General features: G+C 71.1%; 14 protein-coding genes. 8 read left to right on the forward strand and 6 right to left on the reverse strand.

Annotated features, from left to right (window positions below; all coding sequences use genetic code 11):
* The first annotated feature begins 360 nt into the window (after nucleotides 1-360).
* Nucleotides 361-1,146: an ErmE/ErmH/ErmO/ErmR family 23S rRNA (adenine(2058)-N(6))-methyltransferase gene (gene erm, locus ACFWV8_RS13395; RefSeq protein ID WP_384200586.1), complete on the forward strand. Its 786-nt coding sequence runs from the start codon at nucleotides 361-363 to the stop codon at nucleotides 1,144-1,146.
* A 52-nt stretch (nucleotides 1,147-1,198) separates the two neighbouring features.
* Nucleotides 1,199-2,404 (forward strand): macrolide-inactivating glycosyltransferase, encoded by a 1,206-nt coding sequence (mgt, locus tag ACFWV8_RS13400; protein ID WP_384200588.1) that lies wholly within the window; start codon nucleotides 1,199-1,201, stop codon nucleotides 2,402-2,404.
* Between the two features lie 102 nt (nucleotides 2,405-2,506).
* On the opposite strand, the gene ACFWV8_RS13405 is transcribed toward mgt, so the two are convergent.
* Nucleotides 2,507-4,870 carry an MMPL family transporter gene (locus tag ACFWV8_RS13405; RefSeq protein WP_384200590.1) on the reverse strand — a complete coding sequence of 788 codons (2,364 nt, stop codon included), beginning with the start codon at nucleotides 4,868-4,870 and terminating at the stop codon, nucleotides 2,507-2,509.
* 378 nt (nucleotides 4,871-5,248) lie between these two features.
* On the opposite strand from ACFWV8_RS13405, the gene ACFWV8_RS13410 reads away from it, so the two are divergent.
* From ACFWV8_RS13410 to ACFWV8_RS13425, 4 genes are all read left to right on the forward strand, one after another.
* Nucleotides 5,249-6,445: a S8 family serine peptidase gene (locus ACFWV8_RS13410; protein ID WP_384200592.1), complete on the forward strand. Its 1,197-nt coding sequence runs from the start codon at nucleotides 5,249-5,251 to the stop codon at nucleotides 6,443-6,445.
* 124 nt (nucleotides 6,446-6,569) lie between these two features.
* Entirely contained in the window at nucleotides 6,570-7,124 is a 555-nt protein-coding gene (locus tag ACFWV8_RS13415) for a DUF1697 domain-containing protein (protein ID WP_329379771.1), read from the forward strand.
* Nucleotides 7,117-7,488, forward strand: coding sequence for a DUF4440 domain-containing protein (locus tag ACFWV8_RS13420; RefSeq protein ID WP_384200594.1), 372 nt, complete (start codon nucleotides 7,117-7,119; stop codon nucleotides 7,486-7,488). Before ACFWV8_RS13415 ends, ACFWV8_RS13420 begins: the two co-directional genes overlap by 8 nt.
* 113 nt (nucleotides 7,489-7,601) lie before the next feature.
* Nucleotides 7,602-8,339 (forward strand): hypothetical protein, encoded by a 738-nt coding sequence (locus ACFWV8_RS13425; protein WP_384200596.1) that lies wholly within the window; start codon nucleotides 7,602-7,604, stop codon nucleotides 8,337-8,339.
* A gap of 42 nt (nucleotides 8,340-8,381) precedes the next feature.
* On the opposite strand, the gene ACFWV8_RS13430 is transcribed toward ACFWV8_RS13425, so the two are convergent.
* The 4 genes from ACFWV8_RS13430 to ACFWV8_RS13445 form a co-directional block, all read right to left on the reverse strand.
* On the reverse strand, nucleotides 8,382-9,140 hold the full coding sequence (locus ACFWV8_RS13430; RefSeq protein WP_384200598.1) for an ABC transporter ATP-binding protein: 759 nt from the start codon (nucleotides 9,138-9,140) through the stop codon (nucleotides 8,382-8,384).
* Complete coding sequence (locus tag ACFWV8_RS13435) at nucleotides 9,116-10,015, reverse strand: ABC transporter permease (RefSeq protein ID WP_384200600.1); 900 nt, start codon at nucleotides 10,013-10,015, stop codon at nucleotides 9,116-9,118. The genes ACFWV8_RS13430 and ACFWV8_RS13435 overlap by 25 nt, the downstream gene beginning before the upstream one ends.
* Complete coding sequence (locus tag ACFWV8_RS13440; RefSeq protein ID WP_384200602.1) at nucleotides 10,012-11,100, reverse strand: ABC transporter substrate-binding protein; 1,089 nt, start codon at nucleotides 11,098-11,100, stop codon at nucleotides 10,012-10,014. Before ACFWV8_RS13440 ends, ACFWV8_RS13435 begins: the two co-directional genes overlap by 4 nt.
* 264 nt (nucleotides 11,101-11,364) lie before the next feature.
* Complete coding sequence (locus ACFWV8_RS13445; RefSeq protein ID WP_384200604.1) at nucleotides 11,365-12,570, reverse strand: sulfite oxidase; 1,206 nt, start codon at nucleotides 12,568-12,570, stop codon at nucleotides 11,365-11,367.
* Nucleotides 12,571-12,837: 267 nt separating this feature from the next.
* Here ACFWV8_RS13445 and ACFWV8_RS13450 point away from each other — a divergent pair, with 267 nt between their 5' ends.
* On the forward strand, nucleotides 12,838-13,836 hold the full coding sequence (locus tag ACFWV8_RS13450) for a ketopantoate reductase family protein (protein ID WP_384200606.1): 999 nt from the start codon (nucleotides 12,838-12,840) through the stop codon (nucleotides 13,834-13,836).
* A gap of 88 nt (nucleotides 13,837-13,924) precedes the next feature.
* On the forward strand, nucleotides 13,925-14,527 hold the full coding sequence (locus ACFWV8_RS13455) for a TIGR03086 family metal-binding protein (protein WP_384200608.1): 603 nt from the start codon (nucleotides 13,925-13,927) through the stop codon (nucleotides 14,525-14,527).
* A gap of 17 nt (nucleotides 14,528-14,544) precedes the next feature.
* Here the strand turns inward: ACFWV8_RS13455 and ACFWV8_RS13460 are convergent, their stop codons facing one another.
* Entirely contained in the window at nucleotides 14,545-15,321 is a 777-nt protein-coding gene (locus ACFWV8_RS13460; protein WP_384200751.1) for a sirohydrochlorin chelatase, read from the reverse strand.
* Nucleotides 15,322-15,326 lie beyond the last annotated feature (5 nt).

Raw genomic sequence — 15,326 nt, forward strand, 5'->3', positions numbered from 1 at the left:
CGGGGCACCCGGTTCCTGGCCCGCTACCAGCGCTGAGCTCCCTCGCCGAGCCCCCCGGTAATCAGTTGTGCGAGACGATCCGGTCTGTCTAATGTCCGCGCCATGGGTTGCACCTGCATGGAGATCGCAAGCATCCGCTCCGTCCGGGGCTCCGTCGCCGCCTTCACCCGGCTGCGGCGCGTCCCCGGCGCCCTGACCGGCCAGGGGATCTTCGACCGCTGATTCAGCGCATCCCCGAGCGCACCGATCCACGCCCCGTGGTCCGTTGACCCGTGGTCCGTGGTCCGTGCACCGCTCGACCCTGCTCCGGTCAGGGCCTTCGTCTGCCCACGAAGCCCTTCAGGAGACAGGACGCAGGCCATGGCCCGCAGCCGGCAGCACCACCGTGCCCGCACGCTCTCGCAGAACTTCCTCACCGATCCCGCCACCGCGGCCCGCTTCGTACGCGCCGCCCGCCCCGACCCCGCCGGGCTGCTGCTCGAAGTCGGCCCAGGCCGGGGCGCGTTGACCGCCGCGCTCGCGCCGTACTGCCGCGAGCTGCGCGCGTACGAGATCGACCCCGGGCTCGTCCCGCCGCTCCGTGCCCGCTTCGCCGCCACACCCCATGTGCGGGTGTACGAAGGCGACTTCGTCGCCGTGGTTCCGCCGCGCGCCCGCTTCGCCGTCGTCGGCAACGTGCCCTTCTCGCGTACCGCCGACATCGTCGGCTGGTGTCTGCGCGCACCCGCGCTGACCGATGCCACCCTCATCACGCAGCTCGAATACGCCCGCAAGCGCACCGGCGACTTCGGCCGCTGGTCCCTGCGGACGGTGGAGACCTGGCCGCGGTTCGAGTGGCGGCTGCTCGGCCGGATCGGCCGGCAAGAGTTCCGCCCGGTGCCGCGCGTGGACGCGGGCATCCTGCGGATCGAGCGGCGCCCGCGCCCGCTGCTGCCCGCCGCCGAACTCGCCTGCTACCGGCGTCTGGTCGGGCTGGGCTTCTCCGGGGTCGGCGGATCGCTGTACGCGTCGCTGCGCAGGGCCGGGCACCCGCGTCGACAGCTCGACGCGGCATTCGACGCCGCGCGCGTGGACCGCGCCGAGATCGTCGCGCATGTGCCACCCCGGGCCTGGCTGGCTCTGTACGCGGGGCTGCGGCATGACTGAGCCCCTCAGAAGCAACGAGACGTCTCGTCTCGCTACATGCTACGGTGCGGTCATGCCCTCACGACAGCGTGCCCACATCGCCATGTTCTCCATCGCCGCCCACGGACACGTGAACCCGAGTCTCGAAGTCATCAGGGAACTCGTCGCCCGCGGGCACCGCGTCAGTTACGGGATCCCGGCCTCGTTCGCGGAGAAGGTCGCCGGGACCGGCGCGGAGCCGGTGATCTACACCTCCACCCTGCCGACGGACGACGACCCGGAGGCCTGGGGCACCGAGCTGATCGACCATCTGGAGCCCTTCCTCGCCGACGGGATGCAGGCGCTGCCCCAGCTGGCCGAGGCGTTCGAGAACGACCGCCCCGACCTCGTCATCAGCGACATCACCTCCTATCCCGCGCCGGTCCTGGCGCGCCGGTGGGGCGTCCCGTATCTCCAGCTCTCCCCGAACCTGGTCGCCTGGGAGGGGTACGAGGAGGAGGTCGGCGCCGCCCAGAACGCCCAGCTCGACGGGTCGGAGCGCGGCCGGGCCTACCGCGCCCGCTTCCGGGCATGGCTGGACGAGAACGGGATGGGCGTCGACCAGGACCGGTTCGTCGCGCGTCCCGGGCGCTCGATCGTGCTGATTCCCAGGGCACTTCAGCTCTTCGCCGACCGGGTGGACGAGTCGGTCCACACCTTCGTCGGAGCGTGCCAGGGGGAGCGGGCCGACCAGGGCGAGTGGGAGCGGCCGGCCGGGGCCGGGAAGGTGCTCCTGGTCTCGCTCGGCTCGGCGAACACCAAGCAGCCCGCGTTCTACCGCGCCTGCGTCGAGGCGTTCGGCGCGCTGCCCGGCTGGCATGTCGTGCTCCAGATCGGCAAGTTCGTCGATCCGGCCGAACTGGGCGAGGTCCCGGCGAACATCGAGGTGCACTCCTGGGTGCCGCAGCTCGCCGTGCTCAGGAAGGCCGACGCGTTCATCACCCACGCGGGCGCCGGAGGCAGCCAGGAAGGGCTCGCCACCGGCACGCCGATGGTCGCCGTACCGCTCGCCGTCGACCAGTTCGGCAATGCCGACATGCTCGTCCAACTCGGCGTCGCCCGGCGTCTTTCCATGGACGAGGTAACGGCCGGGGCGCTGCGGGAGGCGGTGACCGCGCTCGTGGCGGACCCCGAAGTCGCCCGCAGAGGTGCGGAGATCAGGCAGGACATGGCGAAGGAGGGCGGCGCGCGCCAGGCGGCCGACATCATCGAGGACGCCCTGCCGGTACGTACCGCCTGACGCACCGTACGGATCCCACGCACCGCACGACGCCGTACGCCCGGCCGGTGGAGGCCGGTCGGGCGTACGGCGCCATGCGACGCCCAAACCAGTGACGGTACGTCAGATTCGTACCGGATCCGGTTGCTCGCCGGCCTTCTCGTACGGGTCACCCGCACCGGCCCCGCCCTCGACGACCGACTCGTCGTGCGTCAGGTCGGGCAGCCACCGCAGCCACTTGGGGAAGTACCAGTTGCGCTCGTCCAGCAGCGCCATGATCGCCGGAAGCAGCACGCCCCGGATGATCGTCGCGTCGATCAGCACCGCCGCCGCCAGGCCCACACCCATCTGCTTCATCGACTGCATCGACAGCGTCCCGAAGATGGCGAACACCGCGACCATGATCACCGCCGCGCTCGTCACCACACCCGCCGTGGTCACCACCCCGTGGGTGATGGCCTCCCGGGTGGTACGGCCCTGCATCCGCGCCTCGCGGATCCGGGACACCACGAAGACGTGGTAGTCCATCGACAGACCGAACAGGATCACGAAGAGGAACAGCGGCAGCCAGGAGATGATCGCCCCGACGCCCTCCGCGCCGACCAGCGACGCGCCCCAGCCGTGCTGGAAGACGGCGGTCAGGATGCCGTAGGCGGCGCCGACCGACAGCAGGTTGAGCACGATCGACGTCACCGCGATCGTCAGCGACCTGAAGCAGAGCAGCATCAGGACGAAGGCGAAGATCACGACGAAGGCGAAGACGGGTGCCACCGCCCCGGCGAGCTGGTCGTTGAAGTCCTTCGACCCGGCGACCTGGCCGGAGATCGGCGCCTCGACGCCGTCGACCGTGCCGAACGTGGCCGGCCGTACGGTGTCCCGCAGCAGCCCGAGGCTCTTCTCCGCCCGGTCCTGGTCGGAGCCGCCGACCAGCGGCACCTCGATGATCGCGATGTTCTGCGCGTCGTGCGTGACGATCTCGACAGGCCCTTGCGAGGCGCCCGAACTCACCGCCCGCGCACGGAAGTCGGCGAGTGCCTGCCGTACGGGCGCGGCGTTGATGTCGTCCGCCCGCACCACGACCTCGGCCGGGTCGGCTCCGCCCGGGAACGCCTCGTTGACCCGCTCGTACGTCTGGACGATGGGCAGCGAGTCGCCGAACTCCTGGTCCAGCGTGAGGTTCTGCGTCTGCATACCGACGGCCGGCAGGGCGATGGCGACAAGCGCGCCCCCGGCGACCACCAGCGCCGTCTTCGGCCGGCGCAGCACGCCACCGAGCACCGCGCGCCAGACCCGGCTCTCACCCGTGCCGCCGGCCCCGGCGCCCCCGGCCGCCGCCCGCTGCTTCTTCGACTGCTTGAGGCGGTTCAGGAACGGCACCCGGCCCCGCTCCACGCGCTCGCCGAGCAGGGAAAGCAGCGCGGGCAGCACGGTCACCGAACCGACCATCGCCACCGCGACCACCATCAGCGAAGCGAGCCCCATCGCCTTGAACTCGGCCAGCCCGGTGAAGAGCATGCCGGCCATGGCCACACAGACCGTCACACCGGAGACGATGACGGCTCGCCCGCTCGTCGCCGCGGCGATCCGCAGCGCCGTGGCCGCGTCGCGGCCGGCCTCGCGCTCCTCGCGCTCACGCCGCAGATAGAACAGGCAGTAGTCGACGCCGACGGCCAGACCCACCAGCAGCATCACCGAGTTGGCCGTCTCGCTCATCGGCATCACATGGCTGACCACGCCCATGAGCCCCATCGTCGCGATGATGGCGGTGAGGGCCAGCGCGATCGGCAGCAGAGCGGCGACCAGCGCGCCGAAGGCGATCAGCAGAATGCCCAGCGCGACCGGTACCGCGGAGATCTCCGCCTGCTTGAAGTCGTCGCCGAACGCGTCCTCGAAGGTCTTGTTCATGCTGGCGCCGCCGATCTCGGCGATCCGCAGCGTGTCCTTGTGCTGTTCCTGTACGCCGTCGACGGCCTTGATCACCGGCTCGACGCGTTCGCTCGCGGTCTCCGGGTCGCCGCGCATGTTGAACTGCACCAGCGCGCTGCGCCCGTCCTTCGAGATGGTCCTGGTGTCGTACGGCGACGTGACGTCGACGGCCTCACCCGTACGCTCGACGGCGGCCATGACCGCCGCGACCCCGTCGCGGAACTCCTTGTCCGTGGCGGACGTTGACGAGTCGACACCCTGGACGAGGACCGACTCGCTCACCGGCTCCTCAAGACCCGAGTCCTCGATGATCCGCTCCGCCTGGCTGATCTCGCCGGACATCTGGTCGCTGTCGCTGACGTCGACCCGGCCCGCCGCCGAGCCGAGTCCCATGGCGAGTACTACGAACAGCACCCATACGGTGACCGCCGTCCACCGGTGCCGCGCGCTCCAGCCACCGGCGCGTGCCGCGATCCCGCGCGGGGCGGGCGCCGTTCCCGGCCCCCGCCCCGGCGGCCCGCCGTGCTCGCGTCCGCGTCGTCTTCCCTCTGTCGTACCCATCGCCGGTCCGTCCCCTCGGGCCCGAGAGCGGCCCTGCGCCGCTGCCCCTCTTCGAACTTAGGGTCGGATTCCGGCCTTCTCCTCCTGCCACCCGGTGAGCCTGGGAGCGCACTTTCTCCTCCTCACGGGGAGGGCACATCCCTGACAACGAGGATCGAAGCCCCTTACAACTAACCCGCCGCCGACGGAGGCGGAAGGCACGGTCCGAGTTGGGTGAGGTTGGCCGATTTCGTGTGAAGAGACGTCGTTCTCAACGCCGCGGCGGCCAGGGGGTCTTGATCTGAGCGCGTCAATCAGCCAGGGTTCGAACCAGCTCGCCGGAAGTTCTTCGTCCGGCGGGCTTTCCCCCCACAAAAGTTCACGAGGAGAAGCCTCTTCATGTCAACTCACAAGCGCGCCAACCGGATGAGACTGACCGCGGCGATAACCGCGGTGGCGGCGGTGGCCGGTATCACCGCCTTCACCTCCCCCACGGCGGGGGCGGCCACCCCCCTCGGCACGGTGTACGGGGCCGACGCCAAGGGCGCGGTCGCGGGCAGCTACATCGTGCTGCTGGACCAGAAGGCCAACAAGAAGGACCTCGCCGCCGAGTACGGCGGGAAGCTCAACCGCACCTACGGCTCCGCCATCAACGGCTTCTCGGCCAGCGGCCTTTCGGCCACCGAGGCGGGGCGTCTCGCCGCCGACCCGGCCGTCTCCAAGGTCGTGCAGAACAAGAAGTTCTCCATCGACGCCACCCAGGACAACCCGCCGTCGTGGGGCCTGGACCGGATCGACCAGACCGCCGCCGCCGGTGACAACGCCTACACCTACCCGGACGCGGGTGGCGAGGGCGTCACGGCGTACATCATCGACACCGGAGTCCGCGTCACCCACGCCGACTTCGAGGGTCGCGCCTCGTCCGGCTTCGACGCGGTCGACAACGACGACAACGCCGACGACGGCAACGGCCACGGCACCCATGTCGCCGGTACGGTCGCCGGCGCGGCCCACGGTGTCGCCAAGAAGGCGAAGATCGTCGCCGTCCGTGTACTCGACGACTCGGGCAACGGCACCACCGAGCAGGTCGTCGCCGGCATCGACTGGGTCACCGCGAACCACACGGGCCCGTCCGTCGCCAACATGAGCCTCGGCGGCGGCGCCGACCCCGCCCTCGACGAGGCCGTCCGCCAGGCCATCGCCTCGGGCGTCACCTTCGGCGTCGCGGCGGGCAACGACACCAGCGACGCGGGCGAGACCTCCCCGGCCCGCGTGGAGGAAGCCATCACGGTCGCCTCGTCCACCGTGGACGACCAGCAGTCGGTCTTCTCCAACTACGGCCCGATCGTGGACATCTACGCCCCGGGCTCCGACATCACGTCGACCTGGAACGGCAGCGACACCGACACGAACACCATCTCCGGTACGTCGATGGCGACGCCCCATGTCGTCGGCGCGGCGGCGCTCTATCTGGCCGGACACCCCGACGCCGCGCCGGCCGACGTCGCCACGGCCCTGACGGACGGAGCCACCCCCGACGCCATCACCGACGCCGACCCGGGCACCCCGAACAAATTGCTGAAGGTGGTCGAGTGACCGAGGCCCGATAGCAGGCCCCGCCTGCCGGACCGGCGGTCGCCGCGCTCTCCCCCACGGGGCGCGGCGGCCGTCGTCCCCGCGCCGGGGCGGTCCGGGGCGCCCGCCGACCTATCGTGGACCCATGACGACGACCAGGTACGGGGCGCTGCTGCGCGGAATCAATGTCGGCGGGAGCCGGAAGGTTCCGATGGCGGCTCTGCGTGACGTGCTCACCGGCCTCGGCCACAGCGGCGTCGTCACCTACCTCCAGAGCGGCAACGCCGTCTTCACCGACAGCACGGGTGCCGACGACTCCACGCTCGCCGCCGCGCTCGGCGACGCCATCCACGACAGGTTCGGCTTCGCCGTCGACTGTGTGGTGCGTGACGCCGCCTATCTGAAGGCCGTCGCCGACGCCTGCCCCTTCCCCGCCGCCTCCCTCCAGGCCAAGCAGCTCCATGTCACGTATCTGTCCGAGGCGGTGGACCCCGGGCGGTTCGCCGCGATCGACCAGGAGTCGTACCTTCCTGAGGAGTTCCGGTTCGGCGACAGGGCGCTGTATCTGTACGTCCCCGACGGCCTCGGCCGCTCGAAACTGGCCGACGCGCTCTCCAGGCCGCGCCTGTACGAGGGAGCCGTCGCCACCAGCCGTAACTGGAACACCGTCACGAAGCTGGTGGAGCTGACCCATGACTGAGTCGCCCGCGGTCGTCGCCGCCATCGAGGCCGAACTGCACCTGCTCGACCCGGTCGTCCGCTCGTCGGGCGAGCTGACGGGAGCGCTGCTCCACCCGGAGTTCAGGGCGCTCGGCTCGTCGGGCCGGCGCTGGGACCGGCGGTCGATCCTCGCGGCCCTCACCACGTACGACCCGCCCGCGGCCCATCCCGTCACGACGACCGGGATGCACGGCGTCGAACTCGCCCCGCACCTGGTGCTGCTGACGTTCGACACCGAGCACAAGGGGGTCTGGGCCCACCGCAGTTCCCAGTGGATGCTGACCGACGGGCGCTGGCTCCTCTACTTCCACCAGGGCACGGCCTTCACGCCGGAGTGCTCCTGACCACGCCGGGTGCCCACCATTCGAGTGGATCTATTCGTTGGCGCCCGTTATGTGGCTCCTGCACCGCTATAAAGGGGCCCGTCACGTTGCTCGACTGATGGGTACTCACCACCATGCTGAAGGCCGCTCTGCGGGTCCTCGCCGCCGCCTCTCTCGCCACTGCCGCGCTCGCCCCGACCGCCGCGTCCGCGGCTCCCGCGGCACCCGTTCCGGCGCCGCGCGCCCCCGAGCTCACCCCGGTCCTCGCCCCCGAACTCGACACCGCGCCCTGCGGCCCGGTCGCCGGCTACCGCGCCTGGGACTGGTGGCGTACGACGACCAATCCGCTCATCGCCGACACCGTCAGGCAGACCTCGGTGTCCGAGCGCTGGCAGTGGCGCGACGACACCAACACCCTGTGGCGCGGCGACACCCGCGAGAACGTGCAGGACCTCTTCGACAAGGGCTTCACCCCGCGCGGCGATGCGATGGTGCCGCTGGCCGAGTACATCGTCAAGGGCGGCGGGCAGGACAGCGCGCACGTCAGCACCAGCTGTGAGAAGTGGGTGGCGCAGAAGTTCGCCACCTACGGCGCCGCGAAGACCGGCTGGGTGTACGAGATCGACGCCCCCGGCGGCATCGACGTGAACGCCACGGCCGCGCTGAACCGCTACGAGTCGCCGTACCTGTGGAACAAGGAGGTCGACTTCCCGGGCGGGATCAACGGCCGCTTCGTCAAGCAGGCGTGCAAGTACCACCTGACGAAGACCGACCCGAAGACCAAGGTCAACACGTACGAGAACCTGGGCTGCAAGACCAACCGGAACTTCCGCCCGCTGACGGAGGGCCTGGAGATTCCCGCCGCGCACTAGGGTCTGTCGTTCGGACCAGGCCGGATCGCGGCCGCGGTGCCCTCAATGGCCGGCCGGGCTCGATTCGCTGTCCACCCCCAGCTCCTCCAGCAGCCGTTCACGCAGCGCGGCGTACGCCGCGCTGCCGTGGGCGCGGGGCGCGGGCAGCTCCACGGGGATGTCCGCGCCGATACGGCCCTCGGTGAGGACCACCACCCGGTCGGCGAGCACGATCGCCTCGTCCACGTCGTGCGTCACCAGCAGGACCGCCGGACGGTGCCTGGCGCAGAGCCGCCGCAGCAGGACATGCATCCGGATGCGGGTCAGCGCGTCCAGCGCGCCGAACGGCTCGTCCGCGAGCAGCAGTCCCGGTTCGCGTACGAGCGAACGGGCCAGCGACACGCGTTGCTGCTCACCGCCGGACAGCTCGACGGGCCAGGCCTTCTCCCGCCCCGCCAGGCCGACTTCGGCGAGCGCGGCCCGCCCGCGTGCCAGTGGATCGGGTCCGTCGAGTCCCAGGACCACATTGTCGAGCACGCGCTTCCAGGGCAGCAGCCTGGCGTCCTGGAAGACGACCGACACCGGGTCGGGGGAGTCGAGTTCGCCGGTGCCGCTCACGTCGTGGTCGAGACCGGCGAGCGCGCGCAGCAGCGTGCTCTTGCCGGAGCCGCTGCGGCCGAGCAGCGCGACGAACTCCCCTGCGCCCAGGTCGAGATCGAGCCCGTCGAGGACGTTCCGGTCGCCGAACGAGCGGACCAGACTCCGGATCCGTACGGTCGCGGCCGGGTGGTCGGCGGTCAGCCCGCCAGCGTGCGTCGCCATGACAGCGTCCTCCGTTCGACGAGACGTACCAGCGCGTCCGAGAGGAGCCCGAGAAGCCCGTACACGACCAGGCCGACGATGATGATGTCGGTCTGCCCGTACGTCCGGGCCAGCTCCATCATGTAACCGATCCCGCTGGTCGCGTTGACCTGCTCGACCACCACCAGGGCCAGCCAGGCGCCGGTCACGGCGAATCGCATGCCCAGCAGGAAACCGGGCAGCGCGCCGGGCAGCACGACATGCCGCAGGAACGCCGTACGGCTCAGCCCCACCGTCTCGGCCAGCTCCACATAGCGGTTGTCGATGGTGCGCAGCCCGTTGTGGGTGTGGATGTAGACGGGTACGAAGACGCCCAGCGCGATCGTGATGACCTTCATGGACTCGCCGATGCCGAACCAGAGGATCAGCAGCGGGATCAGCGCGAGCGACGGGATGGCCCGCTTGATCTGCACCGGGCCGTCGATCACCCCTTCGGCGATCCTGCTGAGGCCCGAGACGAGCGCCAGGAACAGACCGGCCGCGACGCCGAACAGCAGGCCGAGCGCGGCGCGTTGGGCCGAGGTGGCGAGATTCGACTGGAGCCGGCCGTCCGCGATCAGATCGCCCGCCGTCGTCACGACGGTCCAGGGGGCCGAGAGATTACGGGCGTCGATGAGGCCGGTGGCGGAGCCCGCCGCCCATACGGCGAGCAGCAGCAGCGGGCCGAGTGCCCAGCCGTACGGTACGGGGCGCCCCAGACCGAGCCGGCGGCGAGGCCGGAGCCGCCGGGTGGTGCGGGAGTCACCGGCCGACGGGGAGGTGGCGGGGGCCGGGCCGGGGTCCGTCGCCAACTCTGCCTTGCTCAGGGTGACTTCCGCGGCTGCTTCGGTGCTCATGAGCCGGCTCCCTTCCCGGTCCCGGTCCCGGCGCCGGTGCCCGCGACCGCCTCGGCCCCGGTCTTCTCGTAGCGCCGGTCGAAGAGGATCTTCGCGTCGAACGACTCCCTGCCGGTCTCCTTCGCCAGCAGGTCGATCGTCTTCTGCTGGTCGGCGATGGCCTCCGTCCAGGCCCCCGGAATCGCGGGGTGCCCGCCGGTCTTGACCAGATACTCGCCGTCCTCGCGCGAAAGCCCCTGGTCCTTCATGTACCAGCCCTCGATCCACTCCTCGGGGTGTGTGTCGATCCAGACCTCCGCCTTGGCCCAGTAGGTGACGAACTCCCGTATGGCCGCGGCTTTCTGAGGGTCACTCACCGACTCCGTCGGCACCCAGAGATGGCTGGGGTCGTCCCGCAGTCCGTGCGGGATCGTCTTGCCGCCGTCCTTGCCGTACTTCGCCGGATAGCGCTTGATGTTGACCCCGCCGAGCGGCGCCGCGTCGACCTGGCCGCCGCCGAGCGCCGTGGGATAGACATCACCGGTGCTCGGCAGTTCGACCAGCTTCACCTCGTCCTTGGTGAGCCCGGCCTTGGCGAGGATACGCAGCACGAGCGCGCCCTGGGCCTGTCCCGGGCTGTACGCGATCCGCTTGCCCCGCAGGTCGGCGAGGCTGTCGATGTCGGCGCCCGGCGCGATGCCGAGCTCGTATATCGGGTTCTTGACCGGGTCCGTACGGAACGCGGCGGCGACCAGCTTGGTGTCGAGCCCGGTCCAGTGGGCGTGGATCGACGGGATCTCGGCGGCCGAGCACACGTCCAGGGAATTGGCCCGGAACGCCTCGGAGCACTGCGGACCGCCGCTGAGGTTCGCCCACTTGACCTTGAAGGGGAGCTTGTCGATCTGGCCGGAGAGCTTGAGCGCCACCTCGGTCTCCGGACTCCCGATCGTGATCTCGGTGTCCGGATCCACCGTCTTCGGAATCTCGACGTCGGAGAGATCCTTCGAGGACGCGGTGGTGGTGGCGGTGTTGTCGGCGCAGCCGGTGAGGACGGCCGATCCGATCAGTACGGAGGCGAGCAGGGCAGCACGGAGTGCTCTGGGCATGTCTGTTCCCGGGTTCTCTGTATCGCTGTGGCCGTCACGGAACGAGGTGGTGAGGTCAGCTACAGAGAGCGGTAGCGACGCGCATGAAATCGACGGCACGCCGTCTGCTCAGCCGCTGGGATCTGGACATGTTCGCGAAGCTAGCGGCGGTACGAAGCCAGGGGCAAGAGGCCCGGTCCTGATGTGCGATACGGCAACAATGGCTTCGTACCCCCGCTATACGCCTGACACAGAAGGGGTTACGGAACAGGACGAAGCGGTACGTCAGTTCACGGTGACGGGGACCCTGACCACGGCGTCGAAGAGATAGCCCTGTGTGTTCGGCACCGAGCGCTCGGGCTGGGAGTTCTCGGCCAAGTCGGTGGCGCGCGCCAGCAGATGCGTGGGCCCCGTGGCGTGCGGGCGCCAAGAGGCGGACCAGCGTACCCAGTTGTTACGCCGCGGGGTGTCCCGGAGCTGTGCCCGCTGCCAGCGGGTTCCGCCGTCGGTACTGAACTCGACCTGACGCACCGGCGCGTGGCCCGACCACGCGCGGCCGGTCAGCAGATGGGTGCGCCCGGCGGCCAGGACCGTGTCCGGCGCGATCTCGATGCCGGACTTGATGGTCTGCCGGGTCAGCGGGGCGCTGCCCCCGGGCGGGTAGGACGGACCGAAGAGCCGGTAGAAGTCGGTGTTCCAGGGCGAGTTCAGCGGCTCGGCGCTCACCTCGATGTCGCCGACCCACTTGATGGAGGCGATCCCCACCCAGGACGGCACGACGACCCGGACCGGATACCCGTGGTCGTACGGCAGCGGCTCGCCGTTCATCTCGTACGCGAGGATCACGTCGTCCAGCGCCTTCGCCACCGGCAGCGGGCGCCGTACCCGGCCCAGGTTCACGCCCTCGGTGACGTAGTCGGCGTCGAGTCCGATGGGCATCACGTCGACCGCGTGCGCGCCGATCCCGGCCCGGCGCAGCACGTCGGAGAGCCGTGCGCCGCGCCAGCGGGCGACCCCGATCGCCCCGAGCGTCCAGGCGGTACCGGTGGCGGTGTCGCCCTGCTGGGAGGTGTAGAAGCTGCGGCCGTTGCCCGCGCACTCGACGGCCACGTCGCGGGTGACGGAGGGGAGCCGGCGCAGCTGGTCGTACGTGAACCGGACCGGGCCGCCGCGCAGACCGCTGCCCCGGACCGTCAGGCTCCAGGAGTCCTTGTCCAGCACGGGGGTCGCCGTGTGGTTCCGGACGAAGAAGCGGTCCACGGGTGTGTGGAGGCCGGTGTCGCGCAGGGCGGCGAAGTTGGCCTCGGCGTTGGTGCCGCGAACGGTGAACAGCTCGGGCGGGAGCGGCTTGACGATGCCGGGCACGGTCGGCCCGGCGCTCGGAACAGCCGGGGCGGCCGTGGCGGGCGCGGCGGTGGCGATCTGCGCGGCCACCGGGGCGACGGGCGCGGCGGCGAGCAGCTTCAGTACGGAACGACGAGCAGGGCTCATCACATGACTCCTCGAAGGAGGGGAGGACGGAAGGGTCCAGGAAAGGGGGAGAGCGGGAGAGAAACAGGCGTCAGCGACAACAACAGCGGCGCGGCGAAAGGCGCGACATGACAGCCATGGCGGCAGCCTAGACGCGCACCCCCGCCCCGGTCAGCCCTTTCCCGTACGAGGCCACCGACCCGACCCGACCCGGCTCTCCGCACCGCCCCGCGCCGGATCTATGCTCGGCAGGAATCGGACGCGTGGTCGAACGGAACGGAGTCGGGGATGCGCTACATCATCATCGGGGCGGGCGCCGTCGGCGGCAGCATCGGCGGCCGGCTCACCGAGTCCGGGCACGACGTCGTACTCGTGGCGCGCGGCGCGCACCACGAGGCGCTGCGCGACCACGGTCTGCGCCTCACCACGCCCGACGGCACCCGCGTGCACCGGCCGCCCGTGATCGAGCGGCCCGACGAGCTCGAACTGCGCGCGGACGACGCCCTGTTGCTCTCGGTGAAGACACAGGACAGTGTCGCAGCGCTGGACGCCTGGTCCGTGCGGCCGGTCGACGGCGGCGGGACCGCCGGCGAGCGGCTTCCGCTGGTCTGCGCCCAGAACGGGGTGGAGAGCGAACGGCTCGCCCTGCGCCGCTTCCGGCACGTGTACGCCATGTGCGTCTGGCTGCCCGCCACCCATGTCGAGCCGGGTGTGGTCTCCGCCGCAGGCACCCCGTACACCGGCGCCCTGCACATCGGGCGCTACCCCTCGGGCACCGACGAGACCGTCACCCGGATCGCCGCCGACCTGGAGAAGTCCCGGATGCTGGCCCCGGTCGTGCCGGACCCGATGCGCTGGAAGTACGGGAAGCTGATCGCCAACCTCGCCAACGCGGTGGAGGCGGTCTCCGGCCGTCTCCTCGGCGACGAGGCCCGTGACCTCGCCGCCCGTACCCTGGCGGAGGGTCGCGCGGTGCTCGCCGCCGCCGGTGTGGACGCCGTGAGCACGGCGGAGCAGGACGAGGCCCGCGCCCTGATGAGCTTCGACCCCTACGCCGTCCCGGAGGGCGGCGGCGGGTCGTCCTGGCAGAGTCTCAGCCGGGGCACCGGCACGATCGAGTCGGACTACCTCAACGGTGAGATCGCCCTGCTGGGGCGGCTGCACGGGGTGCCGACGCCCGTCAACGAGGCCCTTCAGCGGGTCGCCAACACCTTCGCCCGCGAGCACCGGCCGGCGGGGTCCCTGCCGATCGCCGAACTGCTGAGGATCATCGACGCGGGGGTATGAACCGGCGCGTGGTGCGCCCGCCTTCCAGCACCTGTCCTGTCGCCTTTCTTCAAGACCGGTGCCCGCCGCCCTCCCTACGGTGAGCGGCATGAACAGCGACACGAAGAACGCCATCAGCACCGTCCACCCCGCGATGCGGGAATGCGCCGCCGAGGCCGCCCGCATCGCCGGCGCCGTACCCGCCGACCGGCTCGCGGCGCCCACACCCAGCGCGGAGTGGGACGTCCGGGCCCTGGTCAACCACCTGGTGCTCTACACCTCGCACGGACTTGAGCACCGCGCCCTGCGTACCGAGATGCCCGAGGCGCTCACCACGCGCGACTTCACCGTGGACGCGGACTGGCCCGAGCGGTACCGGGTCGCGCTGGACCGCGCCGTCGATGCGTGGGCCCCGCCCGCTGTCTGGGAGGGCGCGATCGGCGAGGGCGCCGGCGCCACCCCGGCGACCACCGTCGCCACTCTCATGACCCTGGAAATGGCCCTGCACGGCTGGGAGTTGGCACGGGCCACGGGGCAGGAGTTCCGGCTCTCGGAGGAGACGGCGGCGTTCGTACTCGGCGTTGTCGACGAGTACGCCGAGATGTACCGGCAGTACGACGGCTTCGGCGACCCCGTACCCGTCCCCGGGACGACGGGGACCTTCGACCGGGCACTCGCGGCAAGCGGCCGTAACCCGCTCTGGACGGTCTGACGCCCCTCAGGCCCCTTTCAGGCGGTGAGTACGGCGACTTCCCTGGCGGCCATCGCCGCCTCGTAGCGCCGTACGATCAGCCGCGCCAACTCCGGTGCCGGGCCCAGCACATCGGCCAGTACGTCCGCCCCCGACTCGCGCGCGCCCCGCGCGATACGGTCGGGCAGGCGGCCCGGCGCGATCACGTACGGGGCCACGGCCACCCGCCGTACCCCCGCCGCCCGCAGCTCGCGCACCGCGTCCTCCGTGCGGGGCAGGGAGGCGGAGGCGAACGCGGGCCGCACGGCACACCAGCCGGTGCGCCGCCACTCCCGCGCGACATGAGCGATCACCGCGATCGCCTCCGGGTCGCTGGAGCCCGCCGATGCCAGGACGACCCCGGTCGAGCCCTTGTCGCCGGGCCCGAGCCCGGCCTCGTACAGCCGCCGCTCCAGCGCCTCGGTCAGCAGTGCGGAGGGGCCGAGAACATCGGCCTGCCGCACGATGAGCCTGGGCAGCCGCGCCCGTGCCTCGTGCAGGACGGCCGGGATGTCGGACTTGGCATGGAAGGCGCGCGTCAGCAGCAGCGGTAGGGCGACCACGTCCCGTACGCCCTCCGCCTCCAGCCTCTCCAGCACGCGTGGCACCGCGGGGGTGTTGAAGTCCAGGAACCCCGCCTCGACCCGCAGCCCCGGACGCAGCGCCCGCACCCGGCGAAGGAGTGCGCGCACGGTCGCGGCGTGCCGCGGATCGCGGCTGCCGTGCGCGACGACGACCAGCACCGGGCGAGCCGCCGTACGGGCCGTACGGGTCATGCGGG

Origin of the sequence: Streptomyces sp. NPDC058665, assembly GCF_042714995.1 — a bacterium.
GTDB lineage: Bacteria > Actinomycetota > Actinomycetes > Streptomycetales > Streptomycetaceae > Streptomyces.

Excerpts from the sequence above, each read along its gene's own strand:
- ACFWV8_RS13405 (WP_384200590.1), bottom strand. The coding sequence starts at position 4,870 with ATGGGTACGACAGAGGGAAGACGACGCGGACGCGAGCACGGCGGGCCG.
- ACFWV8_RS13415 (WP_329379771.1), top strand. The coding sequence starts at position 6,570 with ATGACGACGACCAGGTACGGGGCGCTGCTGCGCGGAATCAATGTCGGC.
- mgt (WP_384200588.1), top strand. The coding sequence starts at position 1,199 with ATGCCCTCACGACAGCGTGCCCACATCGCCATGTTCTCCATCGCCGCC.
- ACFWV8_RS13410 (WP_384200592.1), top strand. The coding sequence starts at position 5,249 with ATGTCAACTCACAAGCGCGCCAACCGGATGAGACTGACCGCGGCGATA.
- ACFWV8_RS13425 (WP_384200596.1), top strand. The coding sequence starts at position 7,602 with ATGCTGAAGGCCGCTCTGCGGGTCCTCGCCGCCGCCTCTCTCGCCACT.
- ACFWV8_RS13450 (WP_384200606.1), top strand. The coding sequence starts at position 12,838 with ATGCGCTACATCATCATCGGGGCGGGCGCCGTCGGCGGCAGCATCGGC.
- erm (WP_384200586.1), top strand. The coding sequence starts at position 361 with ATGGCCCGCAGCCGGCAGCACCACCGTGCCCGCACGCTCTCGCAGAAC.
- ACFWV8_RS13460 (WP_384200751.1), bottom strand. The coding sequence starts at position 15,321 with ATGACCCGTACGGCCCGTACGGCGGCTCGCCCGGTGCTGGTCGTCGTC.
- ACFWV8_RS13430 (WP_384200598.1), bottom strand. The coding sequence starts at position 9,140 with ATGGCGACGCACGCTGGCGGGCTGACCGCCGACCACCCGGCCGCGACC.
- ACFWV8_RS13435 (WP_384200600.1), bottom strand. The coding sequence starts at position 10,015 with ATGAGCACCGAAGCAGCCGCGGAAGTCACCCTGAGCAAGGCAGAGTTG.
- ACFWV8_RS13440 (WP_384200602.1), bottom strand. The coding sequence starts at position 11,100 with ATGCCCAGAGCACTCCGTGCTGCCCTGCTCGCCTCCGTACTGATCGGA.
- ACFWV8_RS13445 (WP_384200604.1), bottom strand. The coding sequence starts at position 12,570 with ATGAGCCCTGCTCGTCGTTCCGTACTGAAGCTGCTCGCCGCCGCGCCC.
- ACFWV8_RS13455 (WP_384200608.1), top strand. The coding sequence starts at position 13,925 with ATGAACAGCGACACGAAGAACGCCATCAGCACCGTCCACCCCGCGATG.
- ACFWV8_RS13420 (WP_384200594.1), top strand. The coding sequence starts at position 7,117 with ATGACTGAGTCGCCCGCGGTCGTCGCCGCCATCGAGGCCGAACTGCAC.